Annotated in this window: 19 protein-coding genes and 1 tRNA gene; 3 read left to right on the top strand and 17 right to left on the bottom strand. The window is 38.1% G+C overall.

The features are described 5' to 3' along the window. Positions 1-30: 30 nt before the first annotated feature. The 7 genes from FAY30_RS09735 to rpiA form a co-directional block, all read right to left on the bottom strand. Positions 31-306, bottom strand: a complete 276-nt coding sequence (locus tag FAY30_RS09735) for a hypothetical protein (RefSeq protein WP_149869693.1) — start codon at positions 304-306, stop codon at positions 31-33. Then, the gene (locus tag FAY30_RS09730) at positions 306-1,019 is read right to left on the bottom strand and encodes a pirin family protein (protein ID WP_149869692.1); all 714 of its coding nucleotides are present in this window, start codon (positions 1,017-1,019) and stop codon (positions 306-308) included. Before FAY30_RS09730 ends, FAY30_RS09735 begins: the two co-directional genes overlap by 1 nt. A 142-nt stretch (positions 1,020-1,161) precedes the next feature. Beyond that, positions 1,162-1,449 carry a putative quinol monooxygenase gene (locus FAY30_RS09725; RefSeq protein ID WP_149869691.1) on the bottom strand — a complete coding sequence of 96 codons (288 nt, stop codon included), beginning with the start codon at positions 1,447-1,449 and terminating at the stop codon, positions 1,162-1,164. Positions 1,450-1,483: 34 nt separating this feature from the next. After that, positions 1,484-2,458 carry a Gfo/Idh/MocA family protein gene (locus tag FAY30_RS09720; protein WP_149869690.1) on the bottom strand — a complete coding sequence of 325 codons (975 nt, stop codon included), beginning with the start codon at positions 2,456-2,458 and terminating at the stop codon, positions 1,484-1,486. A 429-nt stretch (positions 2,459-2,887) separates the two neighbouring features. Then, positions 2,888-3,826, bottom strand: coding sequence for a ring-cleaving dioxygenase (locus FAY30_RS09710; RefSeq protein ID WP_149869689.1), 939 nt, complete (start codon positions 3,824-3,826; stop codon positions 2,888-2,890). Between the two features lie 85 nt (positions 3,827-3,911). Next, on the bottom strand, positions 3,912-4,310 hold the full coding sequence (locus FAY30_RS09705) for a DoxX family protein (RefSeq protein WP_149869688.1): 399 nt from the start codon (positions 4,308-4,310) through the stop codon (positions 3,912-3,914). 385 nt (positions 4,311-4,695) lie between these two features. Continuing rightward, entirely contained in the window at positions 4,696-5,370 is a 675-nt protein-coding gene (rpiA, locus tag FAY30_RS09700; protein ID WP_149869687.1) for a ribose-5-phosphate isomerase RpiA, read from the bottom strand. A gap of 125 nt (positions 5,371-5,495) precedes the next feature. Here rpiA and FAY30_RS09695 point away from each other — a divergent pair, with 125 nt between their 5' ends. Next, entirely contained in the window at positions 5,496-6,041 is a 546-nt protein-coding gene (locus tag FAY30_RS09695; RefSeq protein ID WP_149869686.1) for a DUF1697 domain-containing protein, read from the top strand. A 219-nt stretch (positions 6,042-6,260) separates the two neighbouring features. Here FAY30_RS09695 and FAY30_RS09690 read toward each other — a convergent pair whose 3' ends face one another. The 4 genes from FAY30_RS09690 to FAY30_RS27035 all read right to left on the bottom strand — a co-directional run bounded on the left by FAY30_RS09690 (position 6,261) and on the right by FAY30_RS27035 (position 9,707). Beyond that, complete coding sequence (locus tag FAY30_RS09690; RefSeq protein ID WP_149869685.1) at positions 6,261-6,755, bottom strand: arsinothricin resistance N-acetyltransferase ArsN1 family A; 495 nt, start codon at positions 6,753-6,755, stop codon at positions 6,261-6,263. A gap of 3 nt (positions 6,756-6,758) precedes the next feature. Continuing rightward, a complete protein-coding gene (locus FAY30_RS09685; protein ID WP_149869684.1) occupies positions 6,759-7,676 on the bottom strand; it encodes a VOC family protein in 918 nt (305 codons plus the stop codon). Positions 7,677-7,904: 228 nt separating this feature from the next. After that, entirely contained in the window at positions 7,905-8,726 is an 822-nt protein-coding gene (locus FAY30_RS09680) for a DNA replication protein DnaD (RefSeq protein WP_190284856.1), read from the bottom strand. An 884-nt stretch (positions 8,727-9,610) separates the two neighbouring features. Continuing rightward, a tRNA-Sec gene (locus tag FAY30_RS27035) sits at positions 9,611-9,707 on the bottom strand. Between the two features lie 254 nt (positions 9,708-9,961). On the opposite strand from FAY30_RS27035, the gene FAY30_RS09675 reads away from it, so the two are divergent. Beyond that, on the top strand, positions 9,962-10,393 hold the full coding sequence (locus FAY30_RS09675; RefSeq protein WP_149872652.1) for a DUF2621 domain-containing protein: 432 nt from the start codon (positions 9,962-9,964) through the stop codon (positions 10,391-10,393). Positions 10,394-10,759: 366 nt separating this feature from the next. Here the strand turns inward: FAY30_RS09675 and FAY30_RS09670 are convergent, their stop codons facing one another. Continuing rightward, a complete protein-coding gene (locus FAY30_RS09670; RefSeq protein WP_149869683.1) occupies positions 10,760-11,239 on the bottom strand; it encodes a CcdC family protein in 480 nt (159 codons plus the stop codon). Between the two features lie 181 nt (positions 11,240-11,420). Next, positions 11,421-12,131 carry a cytochrome c biogenesis CcdA family protein gene (locus FAY30_RS09665; protein ID WP_149869682.1) on the bottom strand — a complete coding sequence of 237 codons (711 nt, stop codon included), beginning with the start codon at positions 12,129-12,131 and terminating at the stop codon, positions 11,421-11,423. Between the two features lie 274 nt (positions 12,132-12,405). Between FAY30_RS09665 and FAY30_RS09660 the strand changes: the two genes are divergently transcribed. Beyond that, positions 12,406-12,582: an aspartyl-phosphate phosphatase Spo0E family protein gene (locus tag FAY30_RS09660; RefSeq protein WP_149869681.1), complete on the top strand. Its 177-nt coding sequence runs from the start codon at positions 12,406-12,408 to the stop codon at positions 12,580-12,582. 62 nt (positions 12,583-12,644) lie between these two features. Here FAY30_RS09660 and FAY30_RS09655 read toward each other — a convergent pair whose 3' ends face one another. The 4 genes from FAY30_RS09655 to sirA all read right to left on the bottom strand — a co-directional run bounded on the left by FAY30_RS09655 (position 12,645) and on the right by sirA (position 17,212). Beyond that, positions 12,645-14,438, bottom strand: a complete 1,794-nt coding sequence (locus FAY30_RS09655) for an ABC transporter ATP-binding protein (protein WP_149869680.1) — start codon at positions 14,436-14,438, stop codon at positions 12,645-12,647. Position 14,439: 1 nt separating this feature from the next. Further along, the gene (locus tag FAY30_RS09650; protein WP_149869679.1) at positions 14,440-16,191 is read right to left on the bottom strand and encodes an ABC transporter transmembrane domain-containing protein; all 1,752 of its coding nucleotides are present in this window, start codon (positions 16,189-16,191) and stop codon (positions 14,440-14,442) included. A gap of 170 nt (positions 16,192-16,361) precedes the next feature. Then, positions 16,362-16,586, bottom strand: a complete 225-nt coding sequence (locus tag FAY30_RS09645; RefSeq protein ID WP_149869678.1) for a YneF family protein — start codon at positions 16,584-16,586, stop codon at positions 16,362-16,364. Between the two features lie 185 nt (positions 16,587-16,771). Continuing rightward, positions 16,772-17,212, bottom strand: coding sequence for a sporulation inhibitor of replication protein SirA (gene sirA / locus FAY30_RS09640; RefSeq protein WP_149869677.1), 441 nt, complete (start codon positions 17,210-17,212; stop codon positions 16,772-16,774). Positions 17,213-17,348: the final 136 nt, after the last annotated feature.

Raw genomic sequence — 17,348 nt, 5'->3', positions numbered from 1 at the left:
TGATAATCCCAACAGACTTTTTATTATCTTTCATTGAGTCGGATAGACCGTTTTATGATCTGCATGTATTGCCAAAAGTTTTTCCTCTGGTTGAAAATTTATCTTTGCATCAGAGGAGTAGTACCAAGTCTTCTCGTTTTCCTGTACTTCAAATATATTTATCTCATCTTGAAAATCTAAAATTTCCGAAGCCGTTTCTTCATCAACAGATAAGGAGATTAGCCAACGATCGTCTTGCTTTTCAATACTGTAATTATTAGTTTGGCATAGCAATCGGCTGCCAACCGAATGACGAATCATTAACATTAAAATTCACCTCCAGGTAAATCAATTAATAAAAAGAAACTATCTTGATTTCCCCGAATCGTAATTTCATGGATGTCCGTGATCCGAGCAGCATCCTGGGATTTTAAAATGGAATCCTGATTAATTGAAATTTCCCCTTCTATTGTAAATATGTAAATCTTCCTGCCTTCTTCCTGTTGAAAGTTTAGTGTTTTCTTTTCATCTAGTTTTGACAAATACAGGGTTAAATCTTGATGGATGCCCGCCATCCTCTCAGAGCCTGTTTGGGAGATTACAGGTAATAGGTTATTTTCTAATTGTTCAACATCATATGAAATATCTTCATAGGATGGAGTTAACTTTTTTTCATCTGGTGAAAACCATAGCTGCAAAAATCGGACTTCTTCATGATTGGAAGCGTTAAATTCAGAATGAAGCACTCCCGTTCCTGCACTTATACGCTGTATATTTCCATAGCTAATGATTCCAGAGTTTCCCAAGTTGTCTTCATGTTTAAGCTGTCCCTTTAATACAATAGAAACAATTTCTGCTTCGCGATGCGGATGAATCCCAAAACCGCGTCCTGCTTGTACGGTATCGTCGTTAAAGACACGCAGTGGACCAAATCGTATATTAGAAGTGTCATAATACTCACCAAATGAAAAACTTAAATTACTTTCCAACCATTCATTTTTAACTGTGTATCGTGTACCTGCAGGATAACGTTCAATCAATTTTGTCACTCCCTAACTGAATTTTTTCCTCTGTTCTTAACCATAAAATTTGAGTTGATTTCTCGTTCTTTAGCTAATATAATACCCCTAATTTGAAACCGCTGTTGAAGTGCCTTAAACAGACTCTTTTTGGATTTCTTAATTATTTTACTTCCCTATAATAGTTGATTTCCGTACTTTCTCTCAGTTTCCTAAGCTCTGGGACAATTTTCAAAACATGTTCGCTTTTATTGTGTTTCTGGATAGCACCTTCATCTTCCCATTCCTCCATTGTTGTAAGGATGGATGGGTCATTGATATCTTGATGATAAGTGTACATGATACATCCTTTTTCTTTTCTGGTTTCTACAACAACTTCTCTAGCCAAACTTAAATATTCTTCAACCTTTACACCCGGTTTAAGTTTTCCCTTGCAAACAACTCTAATCATTTTTTGCTCCTTCACTCATGTTTTCTGTTGTCACCTATCTTATTTCACCCATAACCCAGTTTGTTCTCGCACCAGTCACTCCAGTACTTGGACAATGGCCGGTATCTCCTGTTAAATCAGCCACAATCGTTTCTACAAGGGGTTGATGAACGTGCTGCGGCGGTTCATAACTCCATTGCTCTGTGCCACTAATGGTCGTCAAAACGATGGGCTCATTTCCAAAAGTGGAAAAGGTAATTTTTCCGTTACTGCCGACGATTTCATTAACATCCACATCTTCAAAAGCAGAAAAACACCAATTTCCTACGCCGTGAATTCCAGATTCAAATTGATAGGTACCAGTAACGATATCTTCCGCATGATAATAACCTGCTTGATTTGAAGTAAAACCTTGAACAACTTTAATTGGTCCCAGTAAAAAATCTAATAAATCGAGTGTATGACTGGCTAAATCATAAAACAGCCCACCTCCGGACAATTCAGGCTGAACTCTCCAGGGGAGATTTTGTGAGTCCTTTATATCTTCCGAAGCTTTTTGATACTGTGTTGTTGATACGAAACGAACATCACCGATCGCTTTATTTTCCAGCAATTCTTTTATTTTTTTAAATCGAGGAAGTGCTCTGCGATAGTATGCAACATATAAAGGGACGCGAGCCGCCTTGCAAGCGGCAATCATTTCTTCGCATTCCGAAAAATTGAGTGCCATTGGCTTTTCTACATAAACAGGTTTTCCTGCATTTACAGCTTTAATGGTATATTTCTTATGTGAACTCGGCGGTGTCGCAATATAGACAGCGTCGACATCTGGATCGTTAATAAGTGCGTCAGCATCGTCGTACCATTTCGGCACATTATGTCTTTCCGCATAGTCTTTCGCTAGTTCGCCTGTTCTCCTCATAACGGCAACCAACTCTGAATTTTTTGTTTTCTGAAATGCCGGTCCACTCTTTACTTCCGTCACATCACCGCATCCAATAATTCCCCAACGAACTTTCTCAAATTTCATGGCAGTATTCTCCTTCTTTTGTCACGTATGGAATTGCCGGAAACGATACTTGATAACATTTTTAACGGTTCATTTTAACCACATTACGATACATCAGTATTGTGATGTGGTCATTTTTAGTATAGGGAATAGCTAAATCACCTGTCAATTAAAAGTATCCAAACCAAGGATCGGCTTTATCTGTGACTATTTCTTACCTTTTTAACACTAAGTGATTCGAAAAACTGTTACCGAAGCACCTTCAACAGTTACTAATGGTGAAAATTCTTTAATTGTAACGGTTATATGTGATTAAAAATCACTACATGAATTGCTTTGTTCCGACAAAAAAACTAATCGGAATTTTTCCGATTAGAAATTTATAATTTTCTTTTTCAGACAATGAGGCTGGGGCAATTGAAAGCAAAGAAATAATTTCTGTTCGTAAAATCAGTTTAATTCTCTTACTTTAAATGGAATCAACCCACGTTCAATTTGGTCTCTGTGCGGTTCATACTGTGCAGGAAGCATTAATTTCTCTCCCATCGTTTCTTGGGATTCATCATGTGCAAAGCCTGGAGGATCTGTTGCAATTTCAAATAAGATTTCCCCATGTTCTCTAAAATAGATGGCATTGAAATAGTTTCGATCTTGAACTGGAGTGACACCATAACCATTGGCTGCAACATATTTTTGCCATTCCAATTGATCCTGGTCATCACTAGCCCGCCAAGCGATGTGATGTACAGTTCCCACACCCATTCGCCCGCGTCCAATTGGGGTTAATTTTAGGTCAATGATATTTCCGATATCAGCTGAGGAACGGTAACGGGCGAAATCGCCTTCTTTTCCTACGAATTCAAGTCCCATTACTTTTTCTAACAAATCCGCTGTTTTATTAGGCTGTGCTGATAATAGAGTGGCTCCGCCAAACCCTTTGATGGCAAACTCTGATGTCACCCCGCTAAAGCTCCATTTATTAACTTCACCTTCTTCTCTTTCAACTATCTCTAAATGAAGTCCGTGTGGATCATCGAATTCTACATATTGCTCACCGAATCGTTCCATTTTTGTAAAAGGTACTTTGAACTTTTCTAATCTAGTTTCCCAAAATCTCATGGCACCTTTAGGAACAACATATGAGGTAACTCCTACTTGACCGTCACCGATAGTACCTTGACGAGCTCCAGCCCAAGGGAAGAATGTAATGATAGTTCCAGGATTTCCTCCTTCGTCTCCGAAATAGAGGTGATATGTGCCAGGGTCATCAAAGTTTACCGTTTGTTTTACTAGGCGCAATCCTAATACACCTGCATAAAAATCAACATTTTCCTGTGGATTACCTACAATGGCAGTAATATGATGAATACCCATTGTTTTCTTACTCATCTAGAAAACACTCCTTTTTATATTATGATGTCAATTAATTATAAAAATAATAATCCTAAACCAAGATTCTCCAATTCGAGACATTTTAGAATAAATAAGCATCCAATGCATATTGTCCAGGTCCAATGAATGCTAAACCAATTACCACTGCTATCAATGTCAAATTATATTCGTATCCATTTTGTGTTGCCCAATATCCATTAGGGGCATGAACCTTTACAATTGCCATAACCATTGTTCCTGCAATCATGATTCCTGCAAGGGGAGTAAGAAGTCCTAATGTAAATAATAATCCCCCTATTAATTCTGCTAATCCTGCCATGAGTGCCATCATCACACCGGGTTTCAATCCGAGGGATTCCATCCAGCCACCTGTACCCTTTAAGCCGTAGCCACCGAACCAGCCAAATAATTTCTGTGCACCGTGTGCCATGAATGACAAACCAATCACTAACCTAATAATTAATAATCCAATACTCATCATTATAATGATCCTCCTGTTTTCTAATTATCTCGATTTCGAGATATTGGGTAAAAAATATACTATTACACTTTCTTTAAAGGTTTGAAGAACACAGAATTTATTGTACTTCTTCCATTAATCTTTAAGCTTTTGCTTTTCGGCATGATATACAACAAGGTAAAATATATAAAGTTACCATTATTAACACTCCCTTTTATTTTTTAGACAATTTAATTTATCTCGAAATATAGTATCTCGAAGTTGAGATATTTTTATTATATATCATCTTCTACATTTGTCAACAGCAAACATTAAAATATTAATAAAAAGCCCTTTATGGAATTTTTCATAAAGGGAAAGGTCATTAATTCCATCATGCTTTCCCGTGTTCGTAATCTTTTTTCTTTTATTTCTTTTTTCTGACTTTCGTTACAAGTTTTTTATCGATAATCGTAATTACAGCGTCTGCCATTCCTACAAATAGCCCATTATCAACTACACCAGGGATGAGGTTTAGATTTTTCTCTAATTCTTTTGGCTCCCTGATTTCTTGAAAACTGCTGTCAATAATATAGTTACCGTTATCTGTTAGAAATGGATTTCCCTGATTTTTTCGTAACTCCGGACTGCCGCCTAGGTCGCGAATATGTTTCATAGTCGTCTCATATCCAAATGGGACCACTTCTATCGGCAGTGGAAAAGTCCCTAATCTAGCTACATTTTTATGGGAGTCTGTAACAAGAATAAAAGTTTTAGCAGCGTTCGCGATTATTTTCTCTCTTAAAAGGGCTCCTCCCCCACCTTTAATAAGGTCTAAATCGAGATTCACTTCATCAGCCCCATCAATGGCCAGGTCAATATGATCAATTTCATTTAATGAAACAAGTGGGATTCCTACATCTATTGCTAATTTTTCCGTTTGTTTGGACGTAGGGATTCCTTTAATAGACAATCCTTGTTGAACTAATTGCCCAAGCTTCGAAATCGTATAAAATACAGTGGAGCCGGTTCCAAGTCCAACAACCATTCCTTCTTTCACAAAATCGACAGCTTTTTCTCCAACTTCTTTTTTTTCATTCAAGGCCATTTGCCCCTTTCAGTTAATCCGGAGATTCATTTTTTATGTAACCATTGTTTTTTAATTTGCTCTTGTTAGTATTGCTTATATAATAGATGAATAAATAAAAAGTCGAAAGGAGGATGGATATGGTTTATATCGCTCTTCTTCGGGGGATTAATGTGGGTGGAAAAAATAAAATTGACATGAAGCTGCTTAAACATACGTTTGAACAAGCCGGGATGACTAATGTGGTGACCTACATCAATACAGGTAACATTATTTTTTCATACAAAGACACATCAAAAACTGAACTATCACGTATTTTGGAAGTCGCGATCCATAATGATTTCGGATTACAAATTAAAGTAGTAGTTCGTAGTATCGATGATATCAGAGGAATCATTAACGCTATTCCTGACAAGTGGAAAAATGACAATGACATGAAAAGTGATGTCATGTTTTTATGGGATGAAATTGATGATGAATCTGTACTTATGAATTTGGTGATCAAACCAAATATTGACACGGTGAAATATGTCCCCGGCGCGATTCTATGGTCCATTGACAAGAAAAATGTAACAAAAAGCGGAATGTCAAAGATCATAGGATCAAAGTTTTACAAACAAGTTACCGTAAGAAATGTAAACACCGCTCGTAAAATATATGAACTCATGCAAGCTCAAGTTAGGTAGTTCGCCCGATGATCGTTATTTCAATTGATTTTATCATTTTGGGCGAGGAGAACCGGTTCATTTGAATTGAGGAGAAATTAAAAGCCAAAATATGCAAGTTTATTCACGACTTATATGTTCTGGCTTTTTTTCTAATTCTTATTATCTCAAATTACAAAGCCGATTTTAGACCTCTATTACCAACTACTTTTTGGCATTATGTGTGTCGCCAAAAACAGGTTATAATAATTTTTCCATTGCCCTCACATCCACATATTTACCATCTAGAATGCCCTGATTTTTAAATACACCTACTTCACGAAAACCCATTTTATTATATAAACCCTGTCCTAACCGATTAAAAGGGAACGTAAAGAGCACTATTTTATGAAAACCATTTTCTTTGGCCAAGGATTCAAGATTAACCAAAATCTTCTTCCCTATTCCCTTTCCCCTAAATTCCCTTGAAATATATACAGAAAGGTCGGCAACTCCATCATAAGCACTTCGACTATTGTATTGGTTTAAGGAAGCCCAGCCAATCACTTGACCTTCATGTTCCGCTATAATTGCCTTAAAACGGCCGTTATGCTTTTCAAACCAATCATTCATGTAAGAACTATCTTTTGTTTCCGTCTCCAATGTTGCAATGCGATCCTCAATTCCTTGATTGTAAATTTCTTGTACGAACTTTATGTCCTGTTCCTTTATTTCTCGTATAACTATATCCTCCAACTTTCATTCTCCCTTGTATGCTTTCTGTAATTCCACAAGATCAAACTTCTTCATTTTAAGAAATGCTTTCGTAACACGCGCAAGTTGCTCAGGTGTGCCCTTGCTCATCATAACGTCCATCTCACTTGGCACAATCTGCCAGGATATACCAAAATTATCTTTTAGCCAGCCACATTGCTCGGCCTCAGGAACCGCTGAGAGCTTTTCCCAATAATAATCGATCTCTTCTTGTGTGTCGCAGTACACCATAAATGAGATTGCCTCGTTAAAACTGAATTTATGCTCGTGCGCGCTATCCATTGCGGCAAACCATTGATTTTCTAAGCTGAAATCAGAGAACATAATTGTTCCTTCTTTGTCAGGTTCCATGCCTTTAGGGTAGCGGGCGATAAGACCCTGCTTTGCGTTCTTAAATACGGATAAATAAAAACGAATCGCCTCTTCCGCGTTACCGCATTGATCACCTACAAACATAAATGATGGCACTATTGCAGGTCGCTCTTCTCCTTCTGGATTGGTCAGGATTAACTGCCAGGACAAACCATACTTATCCTGAATCCAGCCATACCTCTCACTGAACGGATACTGATCAATCGGCATTAACACTGTGCCACCTTCGGACAATTTGTTCCAAACCTCATTTATTTTATCGCTTGCGTCTATTTCTCGGGATGGGTCAAAATTAACGAAGAAAGATACCGACGGATTGATCTTGAAAAAAGGTCCCGCGCTGATTGCCATGAACTTCTGCCCCCATAGCTCAAAAGAAACGATATCAGAGTCGCCTGAGGGTGTGTTATGGATTGTGGTTACATCTGTAATTTTGGAATCCGGGAATATGGCAGCATAAAACTCGGCTGCTTCTTTTGCCTCCTTGTCATACCATAAATGCGGAACGATTTTTTGATTAGTATTTGCCATGGGTATTCCTCCTTCATTTTCTGATAATTTACCTATAACAAGAATGATTCAAACTTTCAGTTTAAAGAACTTAGTTATCAATCAAATACACACAATGTTAAAATAACACAAACTTATTGAATCAGTACAGATTGACACGATTAGACCGCCGAAAAATAATAACGCAACAAAGAATAGTGCTGTTAGATTAACTTTATTTTAACCATAATCATGAATCTTCACCTGCCGCTATGTTGAGTTCAAATCCACTTGGAATAGCTCTTCCATTAGGATTCGATTCGGCTGTAAATAACTAGAGCCACCTAACCAAGATAACAGCTGCTGTTTCGCATTTACGTTCGTAAAACCAAAACTATTGTTGTGCCAAAATTCAACAATTTCTTTCACATCTTTTTGATTATTCTGTACTGAATTCTCGAGTTTAGGATTGTTCACTAGAATGGGGCATAAAGCTTGTTGTTGTTGTTTTTCTTTTTGTTTTTCTTTTTCTTTTTGTTTTTCTTTTTCTTTTTGTCCCCGTATCGTATAACGAGGCTTGAACGTATCGTCTAACTCTTTGCATTCAATATCGACATATGTATCATTTTCATCTTCTTCACTGACATCATTGCAGTAAAGCATCTCTACTTGTCCACCAAAAGATTCAAATAGGCTGCGAATTTCCTCCTTATGAATAGATTCCGAAACATATTGAATAAGCGAGAGATCCTCGACATCTTTTAATTCAGAATAGATACAATCCATAACCGGTTTCCCGCCTTTATGAAGGTTATATTTCCCCCAATTTTTAATCGCGAGTTCTCTCGTTTCAGGATTATAACGAATCACCTTGTGGCGCAGGATGAATCGTTCCATTAACGAATGAACACTCTCAATCGAATAACCCAAATCAAAAGCCATTTGTTTTTTCGTAATTCGATAAATTCCAATTTGAGTCGTATTAGGATTGGTAAGAAGATAGAGGTAAAAATACTTATCCTCCGGGGTCATCTCTTCTGAAACAATCGGATTATTCCAAAAATCAGTACGCACCATTCTATATTTTGCCATCTTGACCACTGCCCTTCTTCTAATAAAGTCCCTCCTATAGAAAATATAGTGTTTAATGTGGAAAACGGTCATATGTTTTTTCAAAAACATGTGACGATTTTGTGCAGAGCAATTAGGTTTATTAGTTTATTTAATACAAGATAAGCCCGAATTATAAAAATAAGCACAACCTTTCCAGTGTGCATTACAAATAGCCGTATATCCTGATTTTATTAATCAAATATACGGCTTATTTCATTTATTTACTAGATTCTACCTGGATCATTTTTGACCGATGCACATGTACCTTTGTTCTTGGTCGGTTAGTTCTGAACCATTGCAAACATAGATAAAGTGGGCTGAATAAGTTGGATTTTTGGTTTCACTATCCATTCATTTTATCCCTTCTACTTCACATATATTTTTTTGTTTTTCCAAATTGATTTAATTTAAACTTTTCATGTTTTTACCTTTCTTTTCTCATAATAATGGAGAAAGGAGTACAAAAATGGGCATTAATAATTCTAAAAAGAAAACCTCAACTGCAGTGGAATTATAAAAAAAGAAATAACATATTTCTTTTTCCACCCTATATCTGTTTTCATGATTTATAGTATACTTACTCTGCTTTATTGCTACAACAAGGTAACATCCAAAAGTAGTTTCGGAACGATAAGGACACTCGACAATTTGGATCAAGATGGACACATACACTGTATGTGTTACCAAAAACAACAAAAAGAAGCTGCCCATCAATTCGAGCAGCTGAATAAATAAACCTATGTAAATTATTAAAAACTCAATGTACCAAAATGTGACCAAAGATAAAATTGTATGTTGTTGGAAAAAAACTTTCATTTAAGTTAACTTCTCAAAAACCCTTATAAACCCTTTTATATCAAGGTTGGCGGGACTGCGTGGGAATCGAACCCACCAGACCTGGCACGCAGGTCTCAAGCAGTTTTGAAGACTGTGGAGGGCACCAGCACCCCAATCAGCCCCGTAGGATGAGTATTTAATTGATCATAACTATCATTTTATGTTGCTATCATTTGTAACCATATTACAATGGAATATAGTATTTATCAATAGAATCGGGGGATTTGTCACTTTTTCGACAAGGTTTTCATATGGCTTAATTTGCTCTTTAAGCCTTATTAATTACCCTTCCACTTCAATATCATGGCGATAACTTGTCAATTTTCCTCTAAACAGACTATAATAAGACATAATATTGTTTTTTGTAGGTGAATGAAATGGCACAGCTGCAAGGTTGGTTTTTATGGTTTATCCTTTTTTGGGTTGTATTTTTAATCGGTGCGTTTTCCATCGGCGGATTTTTTATGTTCCGCAAGTTTTTGAAGAAAATGCCGAAGGAAGATGGCAAATCGGTCATGGATTGGGAAGAGCATTATGTCAATGAGTCGCGTCACCTGTGGAAGGACGAGGAAAAAGCTCTTCTTGAGGATTTGGTCAGCCCTGTTCCCGAGCTGTTCCGTGATGTTGCTCGGCATAAAATAGCAGGAAAAATTGGTGAATTGGCGATTCAAGAAAATGCCCCCATCATCACGCAAGAGCTGGTGATTCGTGGGTATATTCAGGCGACGCCGAAACGAGATCATAAATTTTTACGGAAGAAGCTGTTTCAAAATCAAATTGATGTTGCCCCATATGAGCACTTGTTCTAAACCGTTCACAACGAACGGTTTTTATTTTTGCTAATTATGACCAGCACAACAAAATATATAAATAGTACTGCTCTTCTTTGATGTTAATCCTCCTTTTTCCTCTCATGATTTCTTCTAAAACAGTCCTTCATCATGATTTGTGACGGACTTTTCCTCTTACAATTACCTCTAAAAAGTCCTTCATCTCGCTTATGACGGACTTTTCCTCTCACGTTTTCCTCTAAAAAGTCCTTCATCTCGCTTATGACGGACTTTTCCTCTCTCATTTTCCTTCAAAAAGTCCTTCATCAAAACACACATGTAGAACTCCCCTACACCAAAGAAAATAAAAAACACTGACCCAAGAAAGAGTCAGTGTTTGTTAGATTAAATCATTTTTATTCCATGGAGCTCATTATAAAGTTTCATGTAAGATCGATACATCGCCACGCGCCATGGCACAATCATACTGAATGCCAATAGGAAGAACATGCCGCTTAGCTGACCGATGTCGATGGTGCTGCTTAAAATGGTTTTTAAAGCAAGTCGTAGGACTAACAAGCCAATTAGAATAAAGATAAACGCCTTTGAGCGCTTTAAATAAATATCATTGTCGCGAACTTCGAATTTAGAGGTTTTGATAAGTAAGATCGAAAATACCATTCCGACGATGACAGCCTCTAAAATTTCCATTGGGGTAAGTCTAAATTCCGGAACGATATACATCAAGGCCCCTGTCGACATAAAGATTGGCGGCATGATGATTTTTTTCACATTTGCCGGTTTCTTTGCTGCCTTCATGCGGACAAACAACGCAAAGAAGCCCATCAAAACTGCTCCGATTGAAGAAATAAGAACGTAATTCATTCGACCATACTTCCCTTATTTAATTATTTACTACCCCATTATATCTCAAATGATCCATTTTGCTATAAGTTTTTCACTGTATTTATGTTCCCAATATTGAAATGCACAGGTAACCTATCCAAATGAAGGAAAACTTAAAAACTACAAGAATGGCAACCTTTTGCAAACCCGCAATAATTATTTAGAAACCTGTAAAGCCGCCAAAAAGGCCGGAAAAGATCGTAATGATTTTCGTCATCCAGTCAAAGAACAGGACAATCCCCATAATAATCATCAGATAGCCGCCGAATTTCATGATCTTGCCACTGTGTGTTTTGATCCATTTCATGCGGCCCACAAAGAACGATAAAATTAAAAATGGAATCGCAAAGCCCAATGAGTAGGCAGTCATGTATAAAACACCTGAGCCTGGGTTTGACGCCGCGAGCAGAATGACTGCTGACAGAATGGGCCCTGTACAAGGTGTCCAGCCTGCTGCAAAGGCCATGCCGATTAAAATGGAACCAATATATCCGGATGGCCGATTTTTAAATTCGACACGACGGTCCTTCATCAAAAACTGCGGATTTAGGACGCCCACAATGATTAATCCGAATAAAACAATGAAGATCCCGCCGAGCTGACGGATTAAATCCTTGTATTCAACAAAAAAGCGGCCGATAAAGAAGGACGTTCCAAATCCAATGACGATAAAAATGATGGAAAATCCTAGTAAGAAAAATAACGTATGTAACAGGCTGCGCTTCTGTAGCATCGCATTTTCACTTTTTAATTCGCCGACAGACATCCCGGTAATATAGGATAGAAACGCAGGATACAGCGGCAGGCAGCATGGCGAAATAAAGCTTAAAAATCCTGCCCCTAATGCCAAAAATATATTTACATCAGACATATTAACACTCCCAATATAGTCGATACCTCTCCATTCTAACAAAACTTTTGCCCAAATGATAATGGTTAACATGAATATTTTGTGACCCAAAGGATAACAATTCAAAAAAAATTCAAATTTTCCATTTTCAAGCCTAAAATATTGGATATTATTTTACAAATATCTTTGAAATTATTTACATCATAGGTTATACTAGTAAAACAATGCCCATTTTGGTAGTCTATTAATCTATATTTCCCTAAAATTAGGAGTTACTCCGGAAAGGAAATCGGCCGTGATCAAACAAGAATTAGTTGCATTAATTGAAAAAAAACGAGCTGAATTAATTCAAGTCGCCACAACCAACGGCTTCACTTCCTCCGTTGCAATTCGCTATAGCCAGGAACTCGATAACCTTTTAAATGAATATAATAGAAACTATATAAAAAAAGTTTCATCATCAGCTTGCTAATAGATCAGAACATTCATTATAATCCAATGCGAAAGCCCGGCATGCACCGGGCTTTCTTCTATTTAATGGACAACTCCATTTAAGTGCTCCATTGCTCCGTTTTGCAAGAGGAACATTTTATGATATAAGCCTTCTTGTGCCAGTAGTTCCTGATGGGTTCCCCGTTCGACAATTTCCCCTTGATGGAGCACAAGAATGAGATCCGCATCCTGAATCGTTGATAAACGGTGGGCGATCGCGATTGTCGTTCGGCCTTTTCGCATTTTAGCTAATGCCGTTTGAATCGCTTCTTCTGTCTCCGTATCAATATTAGCTGTCGCTTCATCCAAGACCAATATTTTCGGATTTGCCGCAATCGTTCTGGCGAAAGCAATTAACTGCCGCTGCCCGCTTGAGAAGGTCGCCCCTCTTTCCACTACTTTGTGGTCAAAGCCATCTTCCAGGCGGTTAATAAACAAATGTGCTTGAACAAATCTTGCTGCTTCTTCGACTTGTTCATCTGTCATCTCTTCATTATGAAGCCGAATATTATCCTTTACCGTCCCGTAAAATAAAAACGGATCCTGGAGGACAAGTCCCATTTTCTCTCTAAGCTCAGGCTTGGTATAGTTGCGAATAGACTCTCCATCTACTAAAATCTCACCACGTTCGAATTCGTAAAAGCGCATCATCAGATTAATAATCGAACTTTTGCCGCTGCCGGTATGCCCGACAAGTGCGACTGTTTCACCCGGATTGGCCGTGAAGGAAATATTCTTTAGTACATCCCGCTTTCCATCATAGGAAAAAGTTAAATTTCTGAACTCAATTTTTCCCTCATCAATGGAAATGTTCTTCTGTTCCCTTTGAGCCGGAGCCAAATCCTCCTCATCAAGCAATTTAAATACCCTTGAGCCGGCAACAATCGCCTGCTGATACAAGGACAGCCGCATCATCATTTGGTTTACCGGTTCAAAGAAACGATCCAAATAATTGATAAACGCATAGATGACCCCGATTTCTATACTATGTTGGAACGAGTTAACCCCGAAATAACTGAGAACCATAATCAGGGCAAAAATATAAATCAAGTCAATCGCCGGTCTTAATAAAAGCCCATCAATTTTAATATTTTTCATCCCTGCATTGAAGTGTTTCTCATTTATGTCTCCAAACTCGTTTCGCAGACGTTTTTCCTGACGAAACACTTGAATAATCGCCATGCCTGACAATGACTCGGCTAGTTTCGCATTCAACTGGCTTAGTCGTTCACGCATATCCAAATAGAATCGCGAACTTAATTTTCTGTATAAATTCATAACAAATAATAAAATTGGGATAATAACCACACATAATAGTGCCAGCTTAACATCCAGGATAAACATCGCAATAAATATACCCGTCAATAAAAACCCGCTTTGAATAAACGTCGCAATTACGGTCACAAACATATCCTTGATTGCCTCTGTATCATTCGTTACACGTGACACGATACTGCCGGCAGGTGTTTTATCAAAATACTTCAACCCAAGAGCTTGAACTTTTGAAAAAACATCAATCCGCAGCTGTTGGATAATATATAAGGCAATCTCTTGAAACTTTACAAATTGAAAAAACATCAAAATCGCTTTTACCACTTGTATTCCCATGTAAATGGAACCAAGAATCAGCAGCGGTTGAAACTCTAGCTTTCCGGGTTTCAAATAATCATCAATAAAGATTTTGACTAAAAGTGGCAGGACAATGTCCCCAACCGTTGTTAACAGCAACAAGATAAAGGCAAAGCTAATGATTTTTTTATGCGGCTTTGTATAGGATAGCAGGCGGAATAAGACCTTTCTTTGTTCACGTTCTGACAACTGAATTTTCTCGTCCATATTAACGCCCTCCATGCTCGACCAGCTCTTCTAACTGCTGGTGTACATACATTTCCTTATACCATCCGTCTAATTCCATCAGTTCCTCATGGGTGCCTCTCTCGATGACCTTTCCATCTTCTAAGACGAGTATGAGATTGGCGTGCTGAATGGCACTTAATCGGTGTGATGTGATGATGGTTGTCTTACCTTCGCGATTTTGTCTTAAGGATGAAAGGATCGATTCCTCCGTTTTGGCATCGACCGCTGACAATGAGTCATCAAGAACGAGCACTTCCGGGTTCATTATCAAGGCCCGTGCAATCGAAATTCGTTGTTTTTGTCCTCCTGATAAGGACACTCCCCGTTCCCCTACAACTGTTTCATATCCATCGGTAAATTGAAGAATATCATCGTGGATATAGGCTAATTTTGCAGCAGTTTCAATTTCCTTCATCGAGGCTGTTGGGTCTGTAAAGGCAATATTTTCAGCGACCGTCGCCGAGAAGAGGAAATGATCTTGCGGGACATAACCAATCGCCTTCCGTAACTTTTCCAGTTTATAGTCTTGGAGTGTTTTCCCGCCAAACAGAATATCTCCTTGATACCCCTCGAATTCCCGAATCAGCAGCTTCAACAGTGTTGTTTTTCCTGAACCCGTTTTGCCGACGATGCCGAGAGTTTCACCTTGGGCAAGCGGAAACGAAATATTTGTTAAAATCGGCCTTGTTTCACCCGGATAGGTAAATTCAGCAATCCTATAGTAGATATCCCCACACGGCACAACATCTAAGGCTTGATCATCATCCATTATTTCTACTTTTTCTCTAAGCAATTTGGCCACACGGTCATAGGATGCACGCCCTCGTTCGACAATGTTAAACAGCCAGCCAAACGCCAGCATGGGCCAAATCAATAAGCCTAAATAAGTTGTAAAAGAGATTAATTCACCGATTGTTAACTCACCATTGTGGACGTATTTTGCACCAAAGACAATCGATAGGAAAAAGGAAATACCGGTGATAATCGAAATGGTAGGGTCATAGAGGGAATCTATTTTCGCTACGACAATATTCTTCTGGACGACATCCTCTGACTGCTTGCGGAAATCTTCAATATCTTCTTGCTCCTGTCCAAACGTCTTAATGACTTTTATCCCCGTAATGCTTTCTTGGGTTTTGTCATTTAATGAAGAGAATGCCTCTTGGGCCTTGTAAAAGCTTTTATGCAGCATGGATCCAAACCAGTTGGTCAGCAATGCCATGAACGGCATCGGGATCAAACAAATCAAGGTTAACTTCCAGCTGATGGTGAAGGCCATGGCAAGGATGACAAATCCCCCGGTCGATAGGGAATCCACAAGTGTTAAAACCCCTGCTCCTGCTGTTTGCTGGATGGCGGACAGGTCATTCGTCGCATGGGCCATTAAATCGCCAATCCTGCTTTTCTGATAAAACGAAGGGGACATTTTCGTAAAATGCTGGTACAAACGATTTCTTAAAATCCTGCTCAGTTTAACGGCTGAACCAAAAATCATAATTCTCCAATAATATCGGAGTCCATACATCGCCAGTCCAACAGCAATCAGGACCAATACCCATTCGATCAGCATCCCTTTTGTAACCGTGCCATTGTTAATATGGTCAGCAATGATCCCGATTACTTTTGGAGGAACTAATTGTAAAAGTGCAACAAGCAATAAAATAAGAACCCCTGATATGTACGCTTTTTTCTCCTGTTTAAAAAACCAGCCTAATTCTAAAAAAACCTTCATAAAACCCCCCCAAAAACACACAGAAATAGTTTCCCTTCATCCGTTTACCAAAAAATTACTTAGGTTACCGAAGTTATATTTTATCAAATATTGCTAAAATAATAAAGATTAAGAAAGTCCGACTTTTGGCATATGAAAAAAGCACCCATATACATGAGTGCTTGTCCGTTTTATTTAGATTGCTGCTTGTTCATGGCTGACATCATTTGGTTGATCTTCTTTTGTGAAGGCTTCATACCCATTTGCATCATCATCATTTTTAACATTTGTTCATTGATTGGCGGATTTTTCTTTAAGTAGCTCATCATATATTTACGAGCAATGAAAAATCCTAGCGCTACACCAGCTGCTAATGCCAGTATACCAACTAGAATCACAAGACCAGTAGTACCCATTCAACTTCCTCCTTCATGTTGTCTATCATACAGTGTACTAAATAAAACGAAATAAGACAATATCTCGTTTTATTTAGCTAGTAAGAAAATATAAGCTTTACCAAGTTTATACTTTCTTACTGCGTATGAGTGCAACTACGCCTCAAAAACCGCCCCTAACGGGCTCTCCAATCGGCGAGTTTTCTTTAGATATATTTTCTTTCTTTAATCGGTTTTAACCAGCCATAGCGCTCGTGTTCAAGGTCCAGTGCTAAAAAGGAAGATTCGCATTTTCGAAGGACTTCAAAAAAAGCCGTCTCTGCTTCATAGCTGCCCTCTGCCTCTACTGTAATTACGTCTTGGAATACCTCTAACTTAGCCGTACTTAGCTTTCCGCTTAAACTAATCGTATATGCACCATGATCCGCTCTGAATCCCTTAATTTTCCCAAGCTGTTTTTGAATTAACTGATGGATTTTTAAAACCTCTACCCTTTTCGTTATATAAGAAATTTGTTTTTGTGTTATAAATTTAAGCTCGCCGGCAGCTGTTTGATGTTCCCGAAAAAGCTGAAAAAATAATCGCTCTCTTCCGAAGTAATGGGCGGCAAATTCATCTTCTATTAAATATAGCTGATATTTTCTCACCACTGTTCTCTCCTTCGTTGAAACCCTTTTACCTATTATAAAAAAACACAAGCAAAACTTTTGTCTTTCGGCGGCAAAAACTTTCACTATTTTTGTCGATTAACAGGTTTCTAACCAAATCAATAATGAATTCGTT

The organism is Bacillus sp. S3, assembly GCF_005154805.1.
In the GTDB taxonomy this organism is placed as follows: Bacteria; Bacillota; Bacilli; order Bacillales; family Cytobacillaceae; genus Neobacillus.
This window is presented reverse-complemented; position numbering and strand designations above follow the sequence as displayed.

Bases quoted from the DNA above. Each gene is read 5' to 3' on its own strand.
- FAY30_RS09735 (WP_149869693.1), bottom strand. From the start codon at position 306: ATGTTAATGATTCGTCATTCGGTTGGCAGCCGATTGCTATGCCAAACT.
- FAY30_RS09725 (WP_149869691.1), bottom strand. From the start codon at position 1,449: ATGATTAGAGTTGTTTGCAAGGGAAAACTTAAACCGGGTGTAAAGGTT.
- FAY30_RS09720 (WP_149869690.1), bottom strand. From the start codon at position 2,458: ATGAAATTTGAGAAAGTTCGTTGGGGAATTATTGGATGCGGTGATGTG.
- FAY30_RS09710 (WP_149869689.1), bottom strand. From the start codon at position 3,826: ATGAGTAAGAAAACAATGGGTATTCATCATATTACTGCCATTGTAGGT.
- FAY30_RS09705 (WP_149869688.1), bottom strand. From the start codon at position 4,310: ATGATGAGTATTGGATTATTAATTATTAGGTTAGTGATTGGTTTGTCA.
- FAY30_RS09695 (WP_149869686.1), top strand. From the start codon at position 5,496: ATGGTTTATATCGCTCTTCTTCGGGGGATTAATGTGGGTGGAAAAAAT.
- FAY30_RS09685 (WP_149869684.1), bottom strand. From the start codon at position 7,676: ATGGCAAATACTAATCAAAAAATCGTTCCGCATTTATGGTATGACAAG.
- FAY30_RS09680 (WP_190284856.1), bottom strand. From the start codon at position 8,726: ATGGCAAAATATAGAATGGTGCGTACTGATTTTTGGAATAATCCGATT.
- FAY30_RS09675 (WP_149872652.1), top strand. From the start codon at position 9,962: ATGGCACAGCTGCAAGGTTGGTTTTTATGGTTTATCCTTTTTTGGGTT.
- FAY30_RS09670 (WP_149869683.1), bottom strand. From the start codon at position 11,239: ATGAATTACGTTCTTATTTCTTCAATCGGAGCAGTTTTGATGGGCTTC.
- FAY30_RS09665 (WP_149869682.1), bottom strand. From the start codon at position 12,131: ATGTCTGATGTAAATATATTTTTGGCATTAGGGGCAGGATTTTTAAGC.
- FAY30_RS09655 (WP_149869680.1), bottom strand. From the start codon at position 14,438: ATGGACGAGAAAATTCAGTTGTCAGAACGTGAACAAAGAAAGGTCTTA.
- FAY30_RS09650 (WP_149869679.1), bottom strand. From the start codon at position 16,191: ATGAAGGTTTTTTTAGAATTAGGCTGGTTTTTTAAACAGGAGAAAAAA.
- FAY30_RS09645 (WP_149869678.1), bottom strand. From the start codon at position 16,586: ATGGGTACTACTGGTCTTGTGATTCTAGTTGGTATACTGGCATTAGCA.